Origin of the sequence: Nostocoides jenkinsii Ben 74 (assembly GCF_001046875.1) — a bacterium.
Taxonomy (GTDB): Bacteria; Actinomycetota; Actinomycetes; order Actinomycetales; family Dermatophilaceae; genus Nostocoides_A; species Nostocoides_A jenkinsii.
This window is the reverse complement of sequence record NZ_HF571038.1, coordinates 2,805,888-2,823,452: the sequence shown is the minus strand read 5'-3', so window position 1 is coordinate 2,823,452 and position 17,565 is coordinate 2,805,888. Positions and strand designations below refer to the sequence as shown.

The following is a 17,565-nucleotide window of genomic DNA, read 5'->3' as shown; positions in this document are numbered from 1 at the left end:
GGCTCGGGTCGACCGGCTGGCCCGCGCCGGGCGGGGGGCTGGCGGGCGGGAGCACCGGGCCACCGCGAAGTTGATTGATCGCCTCCAGTTGGGCCTGGACCCGGCGCTGGTTCTCCAGCATCAACTCGGTCAGATTCGGTATGCGGTTCGGGTCGCCCACGCCGAGCTGCGGTGTTGCGGGCTGGGCCGCGGGTGTTGGCGGGACTGCGGGTGTTGGCGGGACTGCGGGTGTTGGAGAGATTGGCGGCGTTGGGGTGGCTGGGCGCGTCGGGTCGCTGCTCGGGTTCGTGGTCATGTGCGGCGCGGGGGTAGCGCCGGGCGCGGCGCTGAGTTGCGAGGCCGCGGCCAAGGACGCATTGCCGGCCACGCGCGGGGTCGGCTGCCCGAGCAGGCACGCCGCCGCCGCGACGTCCCCCAACCCCTGGGCGTATGCCGCGGCCTCCCCTGGCGCGGTCGCCAACAGGTCGCTGAGCAGGGCGGTCGGGGCTTGGCGCCACTTGCGTCCGCCGGACGCCGCCTCGAAGAAGGCCGTATTGGCCGCCGCCAGATCGGCGGCATCGAGGCCCGCGGCGGGGGCCCAATCGAGCGCGGCGTTCGGGGCGGACTCGGCGATCGCCGCGGCAAAGTTCAGCGCCTCGGCACGCGCGGCCTCCGGGGCCAATCCCGCGCGCACGGCGACGGCTACGAGGCCGTCCACCGAAGCGCGGAAGCTCTCGGCGGGTGCGGTCATCAGGCTTCTCTTCCGATCGGTGGGGCGAGCCGGCCGACGTCGGGCGGCCTCGGGCGGTTTGGTCCCGGCAGGTCAGGGCTTGGGAGGTCAAGGGCATTCGGTACGCCGCTCGGCCGGGGCTGCGCCAACGGCACGTCCCCGGTGTCGTCGTCGGCGCCCGCGTCGGAGCCTCCCGCGGCGGCTGGGGAGCCGAGCCCGGGCGCCGTCGGCGCGGCATACGAACTCTGCTCACCCGAGCCGGGCATCGGGGACCCGGGCACCGGGGGCAGTGCCGTGCCGGGGTCGACCGCAAGGCCGCCGCCGGCGGGGGTTCCGAATTTCTCCTGCAGGAAGCGGCCGTGGACGACGAGGGCCTGAGCGTCGGCGCGGCATACGGCATCGAAGACCTTGTCCATCGTGGACCCGAGCAGATCGAGTTGGTCGATCAGGATCAGGAGGGAAGTCTTGCCCCGATCGACGGGACGGCTGTCGGCCCAATCTCGCGGCAGGCGAAGGTAGCCCCCGATCGCCCCCGGGAGATAGTCCGTCGCCGTGGCCATCACGTTGTAGGCACTGGCACTGTCGCCACCCAGCGCGTCCAGGCGCGGGATCGTCTGGCGCACCACATTGGTGACCCGCTTGAGCCGGGCCATGACCATCGGCGGGACGACGCCGTCCTTGGCCAGCTTTTCGACACCATCGAGGGCGGCCAGCAGCGACTCACTGGTCGGTGCGGCCGGCACCTGGATGATGGGTTCGCGCGTCTCGGTTTTCTTCCCGAAGCCGAACCACTCGCCAATCCCCATAGCGCGCTCAGCTCACCCCCGCCGGGCGCCTCAGGCCCCGTTGCCGGGGCCGATGTTGAGGCTGCCGGCGACGATGCGCTGGTCCTGGCGCTGGACGCGGTCGAGGTAGCTGCGGGACTTCGCCACCTCGGTCTCCAGCGTGCCGATCGTCGCGGCCATGTTGTCGAGCGCCTGCACCTTGAAGGTGTCGATCGCGTCCATGGTCGCGTAGATGTTTTGGAAGGCGCGCTGCAACTGCGGCAGACCGATCGTGGCCGACGCCGCCTGCTCCTGGATGCGCACCGAGTTGTCCTTGAGCATCTCGGACGTGCGCTCGATCAGGCCGCTGGTGGTGGTGTTGAGGGCGGTGATCTGGTCGAGGACCAACTGCTGGTTGGACAGTGCCTGGCTGACAATGACGGCGGTGCGCAGGGCGCTGACCGTCGTCGTCGTGGCGCGGTCCACGCCCTTGATGAGCTCGATGTTGTTCTTGATGACGATGTCGATCGCCAAGTAATTCTGGATGCTCACGGCCAGCTGGGTCAGCAGATCCTGGTGCTTCTGGCGGACATAGAACAGCACGTCCTCGCGCAGCGCCTTGGCCCGCTCGGGGTCGCTCGCATCGAGCGTGGCGACCTGGGCGGCGAGCTTGGAGTCGAGCTTCTCGGCGATATAGACGTACTGGTTCAGCCGACCCATCGAATCCCAGAGCTGCTGCTTCTCCAGGTTGAGCGCCACATTGTCGCGCTGCAACTCGTCCTGGCCGTTGCGGAGGCTGTGCAAGATGCCGTTGAGGTGGCTCTGCGCCGACTGATACTTGCGGAAGTAGTCGCTGATCTTGTCCCCGAACGGGATCATCCCGAGGACCTTCTTGGCGCCCTGCGCCTGGCTCGGGTCGAGGTCCTCGACGGTGCGCCGCAACTCCAGCAGCGTCTTGCCGACCTTGGACCCGCTCGCGAGGCCGCCCTCTTGGAGCGCCTTGACGGGGCTCTGCAGGAGCCGGTTGGACGACTCGGCCGCGCGCCGGATGTCGTCGTCACCCATGGTCCGCATCTCGGCGGCCTTCGCCTCATACTCCGGCGACTTCGTGGCCGTGGCCGAGAGGGCGGTCAGATAGCCGTCGACCTTCTGATCCAACATGGGTATGGCGCTCGCCGGCACCGCCGGGGCCATCTTCGGTGCCGCCGTGGTCGGGACCGTGGCGACCGCGGGCGGCGCCTCGAGCGTGAGGGTCTCCATCGGCGGCGCGAGCGGCTGGACAGCCGCGTCCTGAGGCTGGTCGGACATACCTACCTGAATCTCCCTCTGGCCTGCCCCCTGCGGCCGGCCGTATGCGGTGTGCTCCCACGCGCGGCGAAGCCCGCCACGCACTGTGAATGACGTGGCAGCAATCTACGTGGTTCCCGCGGGGTTGGGCGGGTGGGGCAGTCCCGGGTTGGCCCCTGAGGCCGCCCACCCGCCCCCTACCCGCCGGTCAGTCCTCGTCGTAGCCGATGTCGATCAGCGAATCGAACAACACCGTGCGGTCCGCCCGTCCTGAAGGCGTCACATTCGCCACGGTGACGCGACTGTCGTTCTCGAGTTCCACGGAGGCGACGACGACCCGCTGATGGCGTGTCGCCGAACGCAGGTCGATGGTATTGACGAGGCGACCGTCCTTGTACACGGCCATCACCCCCATACCGGGTCCGCGCTCGGTGACGACCGCAACGGTCCGCTTGGCGCGGGCGTCCACGAAGGCCGTGCGCGAAGTCCAGCCGGTCCCCGGCGTCGCCGAGACGGCAGCCTTGCCAAGCATCGTTCCCGCGCGCGATGACGGGGTCCACCCGTAGCTGTAGGTCACAGCATCCGGGGACCACAAGCTTGGGGCGACATACGCGAAGCCCAGGTAGTGGCTGCCGCGGTAGAGCGTGACCCGGGCGGGGTCCTTGTGCGAGAAGGCCGGCGCGAGGGTGCCGCTGAGCGTTCGAGTCCCGGCGCCCGAGGCGGAGGCGATCACCTTGTCGCCATACTTCAGGCTGCAATCCGGGACACAGCCGGAGAGGGTGGCACTCGCCCGCATCCGCACCTGCTGGGTCGGTGCCGCGCTGCCCAGCTGTTGGTTCAGCACCTGGAGGTGGATGGGGCCCCATACCTCTCGCGCGGCCGTGGCTCGTGCCGTCGTGGCTCGTGCCATGGTGGTCTCGCCGTCCAGCATGGCCAGCCCGTCGAAGGAGACCGTGCGCGCCGTTCGGTTGGCCGGGGTGAGATTTACCAGGCGGAGTTGCTGCGTCGCCGAGGTGGGCGGGAGGGTGGCGACCACCTTGCGCTTGGTGACGATCGACGAGCGGAGGTCAACCTTGGTGACCAAGGCGCCGTCGGCATAGATCCCGAGAACCCCGGCCGACGGGCCGGTCTCGGCGATCACGCCGTATGCCGTCCGTCCCGCCGACCAGGCGCGCATGGTCACCGCCGACCCGGGCTGGCGCGAGCGCAGGATCATCGTCTGAGTCGCCGCGAGGTCGAGTTCCCGACGCCAATCTCCGGCGTATGTCGTGCCCACACTCCCGTTGTCCGGCTCGGCCGCGAGCGATGAGCGGGGAGCAGTGGCGAACAACTCCCGGTTTCCGCTGGCCGTGTGTTGGATGAGTCGGACGTACGAGTAGAAGTCGTCGTGCATGTCGAGGTGCGTCCGCACGGTGTAGCGCTGCGTCGTTCCCGGTGCAAACTTCCTGGAGTCCACGACACGGTCTGCTGTGGAGTCGGGTGCACGCACCACCAGGTCACAGCCGCGTCGGCAGTCAGCGTTTGCGGTGACTTTGAGGTCGACCTGAAGCGGTCCCAGGTCGATGCCCGGGAGCTGCTGCCCGCTCACCATCCGCACGCCAACAGTGACGGCTGGCGCGCTGGCCTCCGCTCCGGCTGTCCCCGCCGCGCCCCCGAAGACGGCCGCTGCCGCCGTGATTCCTACAAGTACTGATCGCTTCATGGGGCGGAGAGTAGCCGTTAGGGGGGGGACCAAACTTCCCCACAGCACAACGTTGTGCATCAGTGTTGCTGAGCGTTACGCTCGTGCAATGACTACTCAGGTGACGAGGAAGGCGGAGGGGACCCACGATCGGATGGTTGCTGTCCTTGACGTTCTCTTTCATGAGGAGGAGATCGTCCTCGACCCCGCGGTCGTCGCCAGCGCCGTCCTGTCGGCCGCTGGCGCGACATCTCCCCCTCTGACCGCGGGCGAACGCGCATTCTTGGAGTCGTATGGCGGTGTCGCCACGGGCGATCCGGCATCGGCACTGGTCGAGGTGGCAATTAGCGGTTCGGGACCGACGAGTCACGTGCTCACCAGTGCCGAAGTGGCGACTCGCTTGGGTCAGTCCAAACCCACGGTGACACGCGCACGGGAGCGCGGCGACTTGTATGCCCTCGCCTCCGGCGGCCAGCTGTGGTTCCCCGCGTGGCAGTTCACGGGCGACGGAGCACTCCCGGGCCTGCGCATCGCACTGGCGGACCTACCCGCGCAATGGGCGGCGGAGCGGCTGGCACGGTTCATGGCTACCCAGGACGAATTCTTGGACGGACTCAGCCCGGTTGAGTGGCTAGGCCAGCGATCCGATCCGGCGCGGGTCGCCGAACTACTGGTGGCCGAGAGTCACGAGTGAGCCCAGCAGGCCTGCAGAAGGTTCCGCGTGAGCCGAAGCTACCCCTTAGGCGTGGGTCCCAGCACATCGTGGAATCGGACGAGCCCCTCTGGCGGATCGCTGCGACCTCGGGGCCATTCGCACTCCGCTGGAATGCTTTTCGGACGTTCGGGCCGCTGCCCCAAATGCGGTGGGACCCTCACCGACCACCACCGTCAGAGCAGCCTGGGCGCGGAGTGATGTATGCCGCCCCCCACATCACCACCGTGGTCGCAGAGCGATTTCAAAAGTACCGATTGGTCGACCCCCACACCGGCGCACCCTTTCTTTTCGGTTGGCAACCCACGCGTCCGCTGCGCTGTCTTAACCTGACCGGCGATTGGCCGGTGGCAAACCGCGCCGCGCACGCCCTCCTCTCCGGCCCCCGCTCGACCTGTCGCCGGTATGCCGCGGCCATCCTGGACTCGTGGCCCGACCTCGACGGGCTACGCGTCAGGTCCTCGATAGACGGACGCCTGACCTTCGTGCTCTTCGAACCCGCCGCCGACGCCCTCCCCGACCTCCCCGCATACGCCCGGCCCCTGACCCAGCCCGACACCTTCGCCGTCGTCCACGCCGCCGCCAAGCAGCTCGGGTATGCCGCCCTACCGCCCCGGTAGCGCCTACGACTAAAGTTGCGAACGAGGCTTCGAGTGTCCAGCTGCCCCGCCCGCCGGGGATGAGCCCTTATGCATGCCGTGCTGGACGTGTACTCGACACCTCGCCCCGCGGACGCGGGGATTCCGAAAGGAACTTATGGATGCTATGTTGACGAACCGCTTTTAGGTCTTGACAGCGTCATCCATGCGCTCATACGCTGCGATCCACACGACGAGGCGAAAGGAGGTGGGCATGGGCATCTACCAGCAGGGGTTCTGGTCGGGCTCGGGCGGCACGCGCGCCGCCCGGGCCTTGGGCCCTTACCGCGCCTACGTTCCCGATCCGCTCCACGACCTCAGCTTCACACTGACCACCGACAACGCCGCCCTGCTCCGCGAGGCGGAGACGGCGGTGTCTCGACTCGACGACTCGCTGCGCTCCCGGCTTGGACAGCTCTCACCACTCCTGCGCACCTCGGAAGCCGCCGCCAGCTCGTGGATCGAGGGCATCAGCCCCGGCGCTCAGCAGATCGCCCTCGCCGGGCTGGCGATCGAGGAGGACGTGCGGGGTTTCGGCGACGCAGCGCGCCTCGTCGCCAACAACCTCGTGGTTCTTCGGGACATCGGCGACCAGTGGGCCGACCCTGCCCCGCTGACGATGACCGACCTCGAGGCTGTCCAGCGGCGCCTGCTACCGGACCGCCCACGGCTGCACGGCATCCGCACGACGCAGAACTGGATCGGCGGGTCATCCCAGAACCCGCTCTCCGCCGCTTACGTGCCGCCACCCCCGGAGCATGTCCACCGTCTGCTGGTCGACCTGATCCGCTTCGCGGATTCCCGCACGATGGCGCCCCTTGTTCAAGCCGCCCTGGTGCACGCCCAGTTCGAGACGATCCACCCGTTCGCCGACGGCAACGGCCGTGTCGGTCGCGCGCTGATCTCCGGGGTCTTGACGCGGCGCGGGTGGCTGGACGGCGCTGCGCTCCCGGTCTCCTTGGTGCTGATGACCCGGACGGGGGACTACATCGAGGGCCTGGAGCGGTTCCGCTTTGAGGGCCGCCCCGTCGGGGCCGCCGCAGGGGCGGCGGTGAACGCCTGGCTGGAGGTCTTTCTCCGCGCCACGATCGATACCGCAGCTCAGGCGCACGCGCTCGCCGCCGAGGTCGAGAGTATCCTCGGCGACTGGCGTGACCAGTTGGCGCGGGCTCGGGAGGACGCGGGCAAACGTGCGCTTCCCCGAGCCGATGCCGCCGTCCTGCGCATTCTCGATGCGCTTGCCCAGACTCCGGTCATGACGACCGAGACCGCCGAGAGGCTCCTCGGTATCACCGCCGCCGCCGCGAACACCGCGTTCCGCGAACTCCATCAGGCCGGAATCCTTACGCGCCGAAGCGACCGTGGTCGGGCCCTCTACGTCGCACGCGACGTCGTGGATCTGCTCGACCTCGCGCAGCGGCGCCTTGCCTCACCAGCCTTCGATACCGCCGTCGCCGAGCCTTCGCGTTCGGCTCCCGCACTCCCCCGAGGCCGATCGATGCAGGCATACGACTCACCCTTCTCCGAGGCGGCCGACTCGATCTGGGCCAAGACCAACGCGGACGCGGGCACCTGGATGCCGTTGACCAGGCACCTGACGGACACCGCCGAAGTCGCCGGCCTGCTCTGGGATCACTGGCTCGCCCCCAACGTGCGCCGGGTCATCTCCCGCGATCTGCCGGACGGCGAGGTGGACGGACGGGTACTGGTGCGCTGGCTGGCCGGGGTGCACGACATTGGCAAGGCGAGCCCGGGCTTCGCGGTCAAGGCACGCATGACTCGCGGCTTCGACGATCTCCTCGATCGCATGGCCCGCCACGGCCTGCACTGCCCGCCGTATGTCGTCGGGAGCTTCCAGAAGTTGCCGCCACACTGCCGCATCGGCCACGGGCTCCTGACCTCCTGGCTGGAGAGGCGCTACACCTATCCGAGGGACTGCGCGACCACCTATGCCGTCCCGGTGGGCATGCACCACGGCGTGCCACCGACATACGGCGACCTGTCGGACCTTCGCAACCGCCGGGAATGGACCGGGATCGACTCCCCGCCGTGGGTTGCCGCTCAGGACGAGATCCTCACCACGATGGCCGCGCTGACGGGGGCGGATGCGCGCCTGGCCGCGTGGTCCGGCCATTCCTTGTCTCCGGCTGCACAACTCCTGGTCAGTTCGGTGATCGTCGTCGCCGACTGGCTCGCGAGCGACGATCTGCGCTTCCCGCACCTGGACAACTCCACGACGGCCGTCCGTGCCACGCGAGCGCGCCTGGGACAGGACCTCAAGGGACCCTGGCGTCCCCTCCCGCAGCGGGCCGATGACGCCGGCCTGCTCCACCGGCGGTTCCCGCAGATCGACGGCGACGCCAGCGCTGTGCAGCGCGAGGCACTTCGGCTCGCGCAGTCCGTTGGGGAGCCCAGCATGCTGTTGATCGAGTCGCCCACCGGATCCGGCAAGACAGAGGCTGCGCTGCTGGCTGCCGAAGTGCTGGCCGAACGCTTCGGCTGCGGTGGCGTCTTCGTCGCGCTGCCGACCATGGCGACCTCCGACGCGATGTTCGACCGGGTTCATGCCTGGAGTCAGCACCTCGGCGCGACCGAGCCGTCGACGATCTTCCTCGCGCACGGCAAGGCACGGCTCAACGAGAGCTATCGAGGCATCGCCCGTGATGCCCGGATCCGCTCGGTGAACGCGGCCGAACGGGAACTTGGCGACATCGACGACGAGCGTGACGGGGCCGTGGTGTCCAGTTGGCTCAATGGCCGACGCAAGGGTGTGCTCGCCAATATCGTCGTCGGCACCATCGACCAGGTCCTCTTCGGTGGCCTCAAGAGCCGGTATGTCGCGTTGCGCCACTTGGGTCTCGCCGGCAAGGTGGTGATCGTCGATGAGGTCCATGCCGCAGACGACTTCATGCGGACGTACCTGGTGCGGGTACTGGAGTGGCTCGGAGCCTTCGGGACCCCGGTGATCCTGCTGTCGGCCACGCTGCCGCCGGCGCAGCGCCGGGAACTTCTCGCGGCATACGCGCGCGGGCGCCGGCGCTCACTCCCACGAACCCTGGAGACTGCCGGATATCCCCAGATCACCGTGCAAGGGGACCAGACGCGCGTGGTGGACGTTCCCTGGGACGGGGACCATCGCCGCCTGGAGATGCGACGGCTCGCGTTAGAGGACCTGGTCCCCTTCGTCACGGAGTTCGTCGAGGGTGGTGCCGTCGTGGTGGTCGTCCGCAACACCGTCGGCGACGCGCAGCAGACCTACACCGACCTCGCCCGCCGGCTCGGTGATCGAGTCACCTTGCTCCACAGTCGCTTTCTGGCCAGCGACCGAGTCCTGCGCGAGAAGGATCTGCGCGAGCGACTCGGGCCACCCCGCGCGGGAACGCGTCGGCCGGACGGGCTGGTCGTGGTCGGGACGCAGGTCCTGGAGCAGTCCCTCGACATCGACGCCGATCTGATGCTCACCGATCTGGCTCCTGTGGACCTGATGCTCCAGCGCGCTGGACGCCTTCATCGGCACCGGCGTGGAGAGGGTGAAGAGGATCGCCCGCCGATGGTGCGCACGCCTCGGCTGCTCGTTCTCGGAGCCCCTGACCCCGCCGCGAGTCCAGATCCCCTTCTCGATGCCGGGGGTGTGGCGGTGTATGGCGCCAGCCGGCTGCTCCGGGCGGCAGCCGTTCTCGCGCCTCATCTTTCGGGACTCGAGATCTTGCTGCCGGAGGATGTGCCTCGGCTGGTGGAGGCGGCATACCGCCCGGACCTCCCGCCACCGCCAGGATGGGAGGCCCCTTGGCAGAGCGCCGAAGCCGCGCAATCGACTCTGCAGGCCGAACAACGACAGAAAGCTGACACTTTCCGGCTCGCTGGGCCCACCGCCTCGGACTCGTTGGTGGACTGGCTGCACGGTCGCGCGGGCGACTCGGGGAACGAAGAAGCGGCGGGCGGCCACGCGCGGGTGCGCGACAGCGAGGACGGGATCGAGGTCATTGTGGTGCAACAGGTCGACGGCGTGGTACGCCTGCTGCCCTTCGGAACGGCATACCCCGGCGCCGATCTGGGTCACGTGTCGATGGACCCGCCATCCGAGGACCTAGCCCTCGCGGCCGCGAACTCCACCGTTCGTCTGCCAGGGGTGATGACCCGGCCATGGAACATCGACCGGACCATTCGGGACATGGAGGAGTTGGGACGCGGGTTCGTCGGGTGGCAGAAGTCGCCTTGGCTCGCCAAACAATTGATCCTCCCGTTGGACCGCGATCTGGGGGTCACGGTTGGCGGATGGCGGCTGCGCTACGACCGTGACCTCGGCCTCGTCACGACTCGAGAGGAGACATCATGACCGGGACAACAAGCTTCGACCTGCGCACGCACCCGTGGATCGCGGTGCGCACCGACGGGGGGGTCGAGGAGGTGTCGCTGCTGGATCTCTTCCGCAGGGCGGGCGAGATCCGCGCCATCGCGGGTGAGATCCCGACGCAGGATGTCGCGCTTCTTCGCCTGCTGCTGGTGATCCTGCACCGCTCGCTTCCCGAGAGCTTCGACTACCCGCATCAGCGATGGGCGAGCCTGTGGCGGGCCCCGACCTTGCCGGTCGACGACATCGAGGCCTACCTGGACCAGTGGGCCGACCGCTTCGACCTCCTGCACCCGCAGACCCCCTTTCTGCAAGTCGCTGGTTTGTCGGCTGCCAAGACCTCCGGCTTGGTGAAGCTGATCGCCGAAGTGCCGGCCGGCAATGCGTATTTCACGACCAGAGCGGGGCGGGCTGTCGAGTCGTTGTCGTATGCCGAGGCTGCCCGGTGGCTCGTCCACAGCCAGCAGTTCGACGTCTCCGGGATCAAGACCGGAGCGTTCGGGGATGATCGGGTCAAGGGTGGCAGGGGGTATCCGATCGGCACCGGCCTGGCCGGCCGGCTGGGACTGATCATCCTGGAGGGCGAAAGTCTTCGCGAGACCTTACTGCTCAATCTCGTGCTCAGAATCGAGGAGGACTACGACGCCGATCGTCCCGTCTGGGAACGCGCACCGCTGGGTCCCGGACTTGAAGTCACGCACCCGGTTCCAGGCGGACCCGCCGACCTGATGACGTGGCCGATTCGTCGGATTCTCTTGCAGCACAATGGTTCTGAGGTCACCGACGTGCTCATCGCCAATGGCGACCCGATCCACGCACGCAATCTCCACAACCTGGAGATGATGAGCGCCTGGCGTCGCAGCGCCAACCAGGAGAAGACCTACGGGGAACCCACCTATATGCCGCGCCAGCACGATCCGGCGAGGAAACTCTGGCGGGGCCTCGACGGGGTTTTGGCGCGCCCGGTGGCGGGCGGCAGCGTCCGCGGTGAGGCCGCCACGGCTCTCCCTGCGGGCGCTGTGTTGTGGCTCAATGTCCTGACGGAACGGGAGTCGCTTCCACCCGACGTTCCGATCCGGATCCACGCGGTCGGCATGTCCTATGGCACGCAGGACTCGATGATCGAGTCGATCTATGACGATGCGCTCAGCGTGCGTCCCTCGGTGCTCTTGTCGGACCGTCTTGCCGGCATCGCGCTCGCCGCAGCGGAGGAAGGCGAGGTCGGCGTTCGACAGCTGGCCCAGTTCGCGGCGAATCTGGCCGCGGCCGCCGGCCGGGAGGTCGAGGGGCCGCGCGAGAAGGCGCGGTTGACGGGGTTCGCTCGCCTGGACGGACGTTACGCGGCCTGGCTCGCTGGGCTCGAATCCACCACAGATGTCGCTGCGGCACAAGCCGAATGGCGCCGCACAGTCGCCACGGAGATGACCGCCGCAGGCAACGAACTCCTGCGCACAGTCGGCGCCGACGCCCTGATCGGCCGCAAGGTCAACGGCAAGCATCTGGATGCCGCCTTGTCCGACCTGTGGTTCCGGGCATTCCTGCGCAAGAACTTCATCGCCTTGGCAAACCAATACACCGAGAGGACAGGTGCCGAGCATGGCTGAAACGACCACAGCGACTGTTGAACAACAGGTCGGCGAGTTGGTGACCACCCGGGTGCTCGCCCTGCAGACCGCCGCGAAGTCGGACCACCCGGGACTCAGCTCCCGCGCACGTGCCGACCTCGCCCAATTGCGTCAGCTGAACCCTGGCGACTCCACCACGGATGTCCGCTCCTGGCAGCTGACGCTGAGCAGCGTGCCGCCCGAGTTGCAGGGGCGAGGCGACACGCCGGGCGTCGCAGAGCGAGCCATTCACAGCGCCCTGGTTCTGTATGCCACTCACGCCCAATCGGCGAAGGGTGCCGTGCACGTTTCGGGGGTGCGCCTCGGACGGGCCGTACGTGACTTCGCGGACAGGCAGAAACCGGAGGACCCCACCGAGGCCGCGATCGTCGCGCGCTTCCACTCGTGCGCGCAGGCAGCGACATACGGCCAGTTGATCCGGCACCTGCGCGGACTGGTCACGCTGCTGCGCAGCGAGCAGATTCCCCTGGACTACGGCCTGCTCGCCCAGGACCTTTACCGGGCCCAACAGACCGACGGCCTGCGCAGCGTTCGTCTGCGCTGGGGTCGCAGCTTCCACTCAATTAAACAGACCGAGACACCCGAAAGTGAGAACACCGATGTTCGTTGACATTCACATCCTGCAGTCCGTTCCGCCGAGCAATATCAACCGCGACGACACCGGCAGCCCCAAGACCGCCATGTATGGCGGCGTCATGCGAGCCCGAGTCAGCAGTCAGGCGTGGAAGCGTGCAGTGCGCAAGTCCTATGAGACCAAGCTCGATCGCAGCGAGATCGGCGTGCGCACCAAGCGCGCCGTCGAATTGCTGGTGCAGCGAATCCGGGAGAAGGACTCCTCGCTCTCGGATGACCAAGCCCAGGAGAAGGCCACCGCCGTGGTCAAGGCGCTTGGGCTGAAGGTCGATGAGAAGAAGACTCGCACCCGTCAGAAGGCGATCGAGGCCGGTGCGGACGGCCCCGACTACGCCATCACCGAATACCTCGTCTTCTGGAGCAACCGCCAGTTGGACCGGCTGGCCGACCTGGCGCTGTCCGGGGACGAACCGATCACCAAGAAGCGTGCCGCGGAGGCGGCTGACGAGGAGCACGGCATCGATGTCGCCCTCTTCGGCCGGATGGTGGCGGATGCGGCAGAAATCAATGTCGATGCGGCGGTGCAGGTCGCCCACGCCATCTCCACGCACGCGGTGACCCCCGAGCAGGATTACTTCACGGCTGTGGATGACCAGAACCCCGACGAGGAGACGGGTGCCGGAATGATCGGCACGATCGAGTTTTCCTCCGCGACCCTCTATCGGTACGCCACCGTCAACGTAGCCGGCCTACGCGCGAACCTGGGCGATGACGTGGCGACGGTCAAGGCCGTCGAAGCCTTCGTCGAGGGACTAGTGACCAGCATGCCCACGGGGAAGCAGAACACCTTCGCCAACCGCACGCTCCCGGACGCGGTGCTGGTCTGTCTGCGTCAAGACCAGCCGGTCAGTCTCGTCGGGGCCTACGAAGAACCGGTCCGTAGCGAGGACGGCTTCATGCGGTTGTCGGCTGAGCGCCTGGCGACCGAATTTGCCGCTGTCGCAGCGTTCCTAGGCGCGCCCTCCAAGGTCTTCTTTGCCCGGTCCGGCGAACGCACCGTCGCCCTTGACGCGGTCACGGCGCCTGCCCCGCTCCCTGACGTGATTAGCTCCGTGGGTGAGAGCGTGCGGGTGAGCCTCGCGCCGGCCGACTCATGAGCACCCTGCTTCTGCGCCTCGCCGGGCCACTTCAGGCGTGGGGTGACTCCAGTAGGTTCACACGTCGCGAGACGCGCACCGAGCCGACCAAGAGCGGGGTGCTCGGAATGATCGCCGCCGCGCAGGGTCGCCGTCGCTCCGACCCGCTGGAGGATCTGCTGCAGCTGCGCTTCGGCGTCCGGGCCGACCAGCCGGGTTCTCTCACACGGGACTATCAGACTGCGGTGAGGTGGCCGAAGGACAACCGGCCGATCACGAAGGACGATCGATTGCCTGTCTCGGACCGCTTCTATTTGTCCGACGCGATCTTCCTGGCCGGTGTCGAAGGCGACCGCGAACTTCTCGAGGGCATCGTCGACGCACTCTTGCATCCGGCATACCCGTTATATCTCGGTCGACGTTCGTGTCCGCCGCACTGGCAGCTGATCGCCTGGCGGGACTCCGAGAAGCGCGAGGCGCTGTTCGACTGTGACCTCTTGGAGGCTCTGACCGCGTATCCCTGGCTCGCCTCCCGTGCGCACAAGCGCACCCTTGGCCCGAAGGTCCCACTGGTGCTGGCCATCGACCGGGAGGCGGTTGACGGGGAAGACGGCGACAGGTACACCAGCCGGGATGTGCCGATCAGCTTCGATCCCGTGCGCCGGAGCTATGGGTGGCGCGATGTCGTGCGCATGGAGATCGAGATGGACAACGGCCTGAGCAGACGCTCGCCGGAAGACCCGGACTTCTTCGGGACGGCCGTCGCCGTCGCGACAACGGAGGTCTGACCATGCACCTGTCGCGACTGCGCCTCAATCCCACGCGCCGGGACAGCCGGCGACTGGTGGGCTCGCCTCAGGCAATGCATGCCGCTGTCATGGGTTCGCATCCGTCCCAGGAGGGGAGCGCACCGGGGCGGGTGCTATGGCGGCTGGATCAGTATGCGAGCCACGACCTTCAGCTCTACGTTCTCTCGCCAACGGCACCCGATTTCACCGGCCTACTGGAACAGGCCGGCTGGCCGACCCAGATCAGCTGGGACACAACGGCATACGAGCCGTTCCTGGCGACGCTGGCCGCCAACCAGCAGTGGGCCTACCGCTTGACTGCCAATCCGGTGCGCGTCTTGCCCAAGGACCCCACCTCGGGTGTCCGGCGCGGCAAGGTCTCGCCCCACCTCACTGTTCGACAACAACAGCAGTGGCTCGTCAAACAGTCGTTCTCATGGGGATTTCGGATCGCCACCGACGACACCTTCGGAGTCGACACGGAGGTGCGCGAGCGGCATACGACCTCATTTGGACGCCGGGATCCCTCAGAAGCCGGCAGGAGGGCACCGGTGTCGTTGACGAGCGCAACCTTCAAGGGGGTGTTGACGGTCACGGATCCTGATGCCCTGAGGTCGGCGCTCACCCTCGGCATGGGTCGGGCCAAGGCCTACGGGTGCGGTTTGATGACTTTGGCACCACCGCCACGATGAAACCCATCCCGGGACCGCCTCCTGTCGGCATCTCGCAACTGCAGCGTGCTCAAGACCGGCTCAGCTTCCTGTATGTCGAGCGATGCGTGGTCCATCGAGACTCGAACGCCTTGACCGTGACGGACGAACGCGGGGTGGTGCATGTGCCTGCGGCGACCATCGGCGCTCTCTTGCTCGGTCCCGGCACCAATGTCACCCATCAGGCGATGGTTCTGATGGCCGAAAGCGGCGCAACCTGCGTATGGGTCGGTGAGCAAGGCGTCCGCTACTACGCCCATGGCCGGACCCTGACCAACTCCTCGAGACTCCTGGAGGCGCAAGCGACCCTGGTCAGCAACCAAAGTTCGCGCCTCAGGGTCGCTCGCGAGATGTATGCAATGCGCTTCCCGGGTGAGGACGTCTCGGGATTGACGATGCAGCAGCTTCGCGGGCGTGAAGGAGCCCGCGTGCGCCAGGCCTACCGAGATGCGGCCCAGGAGTACGGCGTCGAGTGGAAGCGGCGTGATTATCGTCCGGACGACTTCGCTGGGTCCGACCCCGTGAACATGGCTTTGTCTGCGGCCACGACCAGCTTGTATGGCGTGTGCCACGCCGTCATCGTTGCTCTTGGGTGCGCGGCTGGGCTCGGATTCGTCCACACCGGTCACGCACGCTCGTTTGTCTTCGATGTTGCGGACCTCTACAAGGCAGAGGTTGCCATTCCTGCCGCCTTCAAGGTCGCCGGGGAGCACGACTTGGAGGACATACCTTCGGAAACCCGCCGACTCGTGCGTGATCTCATCGTCGAATGCGATCTGCTCGTCCGCTGCGCCCGGGACGTGCGACGCCTCCTCACGGACTCTGAGACCGATGCGATCGAGGATGCCCCCGACTGGGACGTCATCTACCTTTGGGACCGCAAGGGCGACCGCGTGGTTGGCGGCCAAAACCACTCCGACGAAGCCCCGTGGTAGTCCTCGTCGTCACGGCGGTGCCTGCCGGTCTGCGCGGCCACCTGACCCGCTGGCTATTGGAGATCTCACCAGGCGTGTATGTCGGCCACCTGACTCGCCGGGTTCGCGACGAACTGTGGGAACGGGTCGTCGAGCTCTGCAAGGACGGCCGGGCCATCATGATCGAGTCTGCCAGGGGTGAGCAGCGCCTCTACTTTCGCGTTCATCGGCACGACTGGGAGCCAGTGGATTTTGACGGAGTGCAATTGATCCGGCGTCCAAGCGCACCCTCGGCTCGGTACTCGGGTATGCGCTCAGGTTGGAGCGCCGCCAGCCGGTACCGTCGAGGGAGAAAGTGAATCCGGAACGCCGTTCATGCAATGATTTACCCTGCTCAGCAAGTGTCCGCCCCGCCCGCGCGGGGATGAGCCCTTGACCAGCCCGAACGCAGCCAGCGCCTCGCCGTCCGCCCCGCCCGCGCGGGGATGAGCCCGGGGCCAACAACCCGGCCTATGCGGCCTACGCGTCCGCCCCGCCCGCGCGGGGATGAGCCCACACAGCATAGGTTCACCATACTATGTGGCTGGTCCGCCCCGCCCGCGCGGGGATGAGCCCCAGGATCGCTGACGAGTGGAAAGGCGTGGACGGTCCGCCCCGCCCGCGCGGGGATGAGCCCGTGCGTCACCGCCCGTGCGTCACCGCGGTCGGCTCGTCGTCGTAGAGTCGTCGTCGTAGAGTCGTCGTAGAGTCCGCCCCGCCCGCGCGGGGATGAGCCCGCGGCATCGGCAGCTTTGGCTAGCGGGGCGAGGTCCGCCCCGCCCGCGCGGGGATGAGCCCCCTGCTCTCACGGCGACCACGCCCGCGCCAGTGTCCGCCCCGCCCGCGCGGGGATGAGCCCTGCTGCTCGTCGCGGTCAGCCTCGCCCTTCAAGTCCGCCCCGCCCGCGCGGGGATGAGCCCATCGCGTCCTCGACGGCCAATTGGGCGGCGAAGTCCGCCCCGCCCGCGCGGGGATGAGCCCGACGGACGCCCGCCTCTGAGTACCAATGCGCCGTCCGCCCCGCCCGCGCGGGGATGAGCCCCCTGACCTTTTCAAGATCGGCGTCTACCAGGCGGTCCGCCCCGCCCGCGCGGGGATGAGCCCGCGAAGGAAAACCCGTCAGTCCTGGTGTCGCAGTCCGCCCCGCCCGCGCGGGGATGAGCCCGCGCTCAAAATCCTGATCCGCAACGGGTCCGAGTCCGCCCCGCCCGCGCGGGGATGAGCCCATCCACCAGTCACCCGCCCCGCGCCGGACGAAGTCCGCCCCGCCCGCGCGGGGATGAGCCCCCGCCGCCCGGTGGGCAGTACAGCTCCGCGCCGTCCGCCCCGCCCGCGCGGGGATGAGCCCCGTGACGCTTGAGCGGCCCTTCTTTGATCGGGGTCCGCCCCGCCCGCGCGGGGATGAGCCCCTTCGCTCCAGTATCGGCACCGACCTCACCGTGTCCGCCCCGCCCGCGCGGGGATGAGCCCGGCGGCGAGTACCTGGAGCTGAGCAGCTACCTGTCCGCCCCGCCCGCGCGGGGATGAGCCCTCGCTCTCCGAGGTCTTCACGGCCGCCTTCGAGTCCGCCCCGCCCGCGCGGGGATGAGCCCTGCTCATCACGGTCACCTGAGGAGAAGACAAAGTCCGCCCCGCCCG

At 68.1% G+C, this 17,565-nt stretch carries 13 protein-coding genes, 1 pseudogene and 1 CRISPR repeat array; of the genes and pseudogenes, 10 read left to right on the top strand and 4 right to left on the bottom strand.

Translation table 11 applies throughout. The features are described from left to right. The 4 genes and pseudogenes from BN13_RS19665 to BN13_RS13455 form a co-directional block, all read right to left on the bottom strand. A pseudogene (locus BN13_RS19665) lies at positions 1-730 on the bottom strand (hypothetical protein); the annotation flags it as partial. Further along, positions 730-1,515: a hypothetical protein gene (locus BN13_RS13465; protein ID WP_157038593.1), complete on the bottom strand. Its 786-nt coding sequence runs from the start codon at positions 1,513-1,515 to the stop codon at positions 730-732. The gene BN13_RS13465 and the pseudogene BN13_RS19665, both read right to left, overlap by 1 nt. Before the next feature lie 30 nt (positions 1,516-1,545). Then, positions 1,546-2,781 carry a toxic anion resistance protein gene (locus tag BN13_RS13460; protein ID WP_048547667.1) on the bottom strand — a complete coding sequence of 412 codons (1,236 nt, stop codon included), beginning with the start codon at positions 2,779-2,781 and terminating at the stop codon, positions 1,546-1,548. Between the two features lie 187 nt (positions 2,782-2,968). Continuing rightward, positions 2,969-4,462, bottom strand: coding sequence for a hypothetical protein (locus BN13_RS13455; protein ID WP_157038592.1), 1,494 nt, complete (start codon positions 4,460-4,462; stop codon positions 2,969-2,971). Between the two features lie 88 nt (positions 4,463-4,550). On the opposite strand from BN13_RS13455, the gene BN13_RS18350 reads away from it, so the two are divergent. From BN13_RS18350 to cas2e, 10 genes are all read left to right on the top strand, one after another. Further along, complete coding sequence (locus tag BN13_RS18350; RefSeq protein ID WP_157038591.1) at positions 4,551-5,135, top strand: helix-turn-helix domain-containing protein; 585 nt, start codon at positions 4,551-4,553, stop codon at positions 5,133-5,135. Beyond that, a complete protein-coding gene (locus tag BN13_RS18800; RefSeq protein ID WP_084733759.1) occupies positions 5,069-5,773 on the top strand; it encodes an RES domain-containing protein in 705 nt (234 codons plus the stop codon). Before BN13_RS18350 ends, BN13_RS18800 begins: the two co-directional genes overlap by 67 nt. A 232-nt stretch (positions 5,774-6,005) precedes the next feature. Beyond that, positions 6,006-10,127 (top strand): CRISPR-associated helicase/endonuclease Cas3, encoded by a 4,122-nt coding sequence (locus BN13_RS13440; RefSeq protein ID WP_048547659.1) that lies wholly within the window; start codon positions 6,006-6,008, stop codon positions 10,125-10,127. Continuing rightward, the gene (casA, locus tag BN13_RS13435) at positions 10,124-11,746 is read left to right on the top strand and encodes a type I-E CRISPR-associated protein Cse1/CasA (protein WP_048547656.1); all 1,623 of its coding nucleotides are present in this window, start codon (positions 10,124-10,126) and stop codon (positions 11,744-11,746) included. The genes BN13_RS13440 and casA overlap by 4 nt, the downstream gene beginning before the upstream one ends. Further along, entirely contained in the window at positions 11,739-12,377 is a 639-nt protein-coding gene (gene casB / locus BN13_RS13430; protein WP_048547654.1) for a type I-E CRISPR-associated protein Cse2/CasB, read from the top strand. The genes casA and casB overlap by 8 nt, the downstream gene beginning before the upstream one ends. Continuing rightward, positions 12,367-13,497 (top strand): type I-E CRISPR-associated protein Cas7/Cse4/CasC, encoded by a 1,131-nt coding sequence (gene cas7e / locus BN13_RS13425; RefSeq protein ID WP_048547652.1) that lies wholly within the window; start codon positions 12,367-12,369, stop codon positions 13,495-13,497. Before casB ends, cas7e begins: the two co-directional genes overlap by 11 nt. Further along, entirely contained in the window at positions 13,494-14,264 is a 771-nt protein-coding gene (cas5e, locus tag BN13_RS13420; RefSeq protein WP_048547650.1) for a type I-E CRISPR-associated protein Cas5/CasD, read from the top strand. Before cas7e ends, cas5e begins: the two co-directional genes overlap by 4 nt. A 2-nt stretch (positions 14,265-14,266) precedes the next feature. Next, complete coding sequence (cas6e, locus tag BN13_RS13415) at positions 14,267-14,956, top strand: type I-E CRISPR-associated protein Cas6/Cse3/CasE (RefSeq protein WP_048547648.1); 690 nt, start codon at positions 14,267-14,269, stop codon at positions 14,954-14,956. Beyond that, a complete protein-coding gene (gene cas1e / locus BN13_RS13410) occupies positions 14,953-15,909 on the top strand; it encodes a type I-E CRISPR-associated endonuclease Cas1e (RefSeq protein ID WP_048547646.1) in 957 nt (318 codons plus the stop codon). The genes cas6e and cas1e overlap by 4 nt, the downstream gene beginning before the upstream one ends. Further along, a complete protein-coding gene (gene cas2e / locus BN13_RS13405; protein ID WP_048547644.1) occupies positions 15,903-16,247 on the top strand; it encodes a type I-E CRISPR-associated endoribonuclease Cas2e in 345 nt (114 codons plus the stop codon). The genes cas1e and cas2e overlap by 7 nt, the downstream gene beginning before the upstream one ends. Positions 16,248-16,291: 44 nt before the next feature. Continuing rightward, positions 16,292-17,519: direct repeats of the CRISPR family, unit length 29 nt; unit sequence GTCCGCCCCGCCCGCGCGGGGATGAGCCC. Positions 17,520-17,565: the final 46 nt, after the last annotated feature.

Coding starts and splice junctions, on each gene's coding strand:
- cas7e (WP_048547652.1), top strand. CDS start 12,367: ATGTTCGTTGACATTCACATCCTGCAGTCCGTTCCGCCGAGCAATATC.
- casA (WP_048547656.1), top strand. CDS start 10,124: ATGACCGGGACAACAAGCTTCGACCTGCGCACGCACCCGTGGATCGCG.
- cas5e (WP_048547650.1), top strand. CDS start 13,494: ATGAGCACCCTGCTTCTGCGCCTCGCCGGGCCACTTCAGGCGTGGGGT.
- BN13_RS13460 (WP_048547667.1), bottom strand. CDS start 2,781: ATGTCCGACCAGCCTCAGGACGCGGCTGTCCAGCCGCTCGCGCCGCCG.
- BN13_RS13465 (WP_157038593.1), bottom strand. CDS start 1,515: ATGGGGATTGGCGAGTGGTTCGGCTTCGGGAAGAAAACCGAGACGCGC.
- BN13_RS13440 (WP_048547659.1), top strand. CDS start 6,006: ATGGGCATCTACCAGCAGGGGTTCTGGTCGGGCTCGGGCGGCACGCGC.
- cas6e (WP_048547648.1), top strand. CDS start 14,267: ATGCACCTGTCGCGACTGCGCCTCAATCCCACGCGCCGGGACAGCCGG.
- BN13_RS13455 (WP_157038592.1), bottom strand. CDS start 4,462: ATGAAGCGATCAGTACTTGTAGGAATCACGGCGGCAGCGGCCGTCTTC.
- casB (WP_048547654.1), top strand. CDS start 11,739: ATGGCTGAAACGACCACAGCGACTGTTGAACAACAGGTCGGCGAGTTG.
- BN13_RS18350 (WP_157038591.1), top strand. CDS start 4,551: ATGACTACTCAGGTGACGAGGAAGGCGGAGGGGACCCACGATCGGATG.
- cas1e (WP_048547646.1), top strand. CDS start 14,953: ATGAAACCCATCCCGGGACCGCCTCCTGTCGGCATCTCGCAACTGCAG.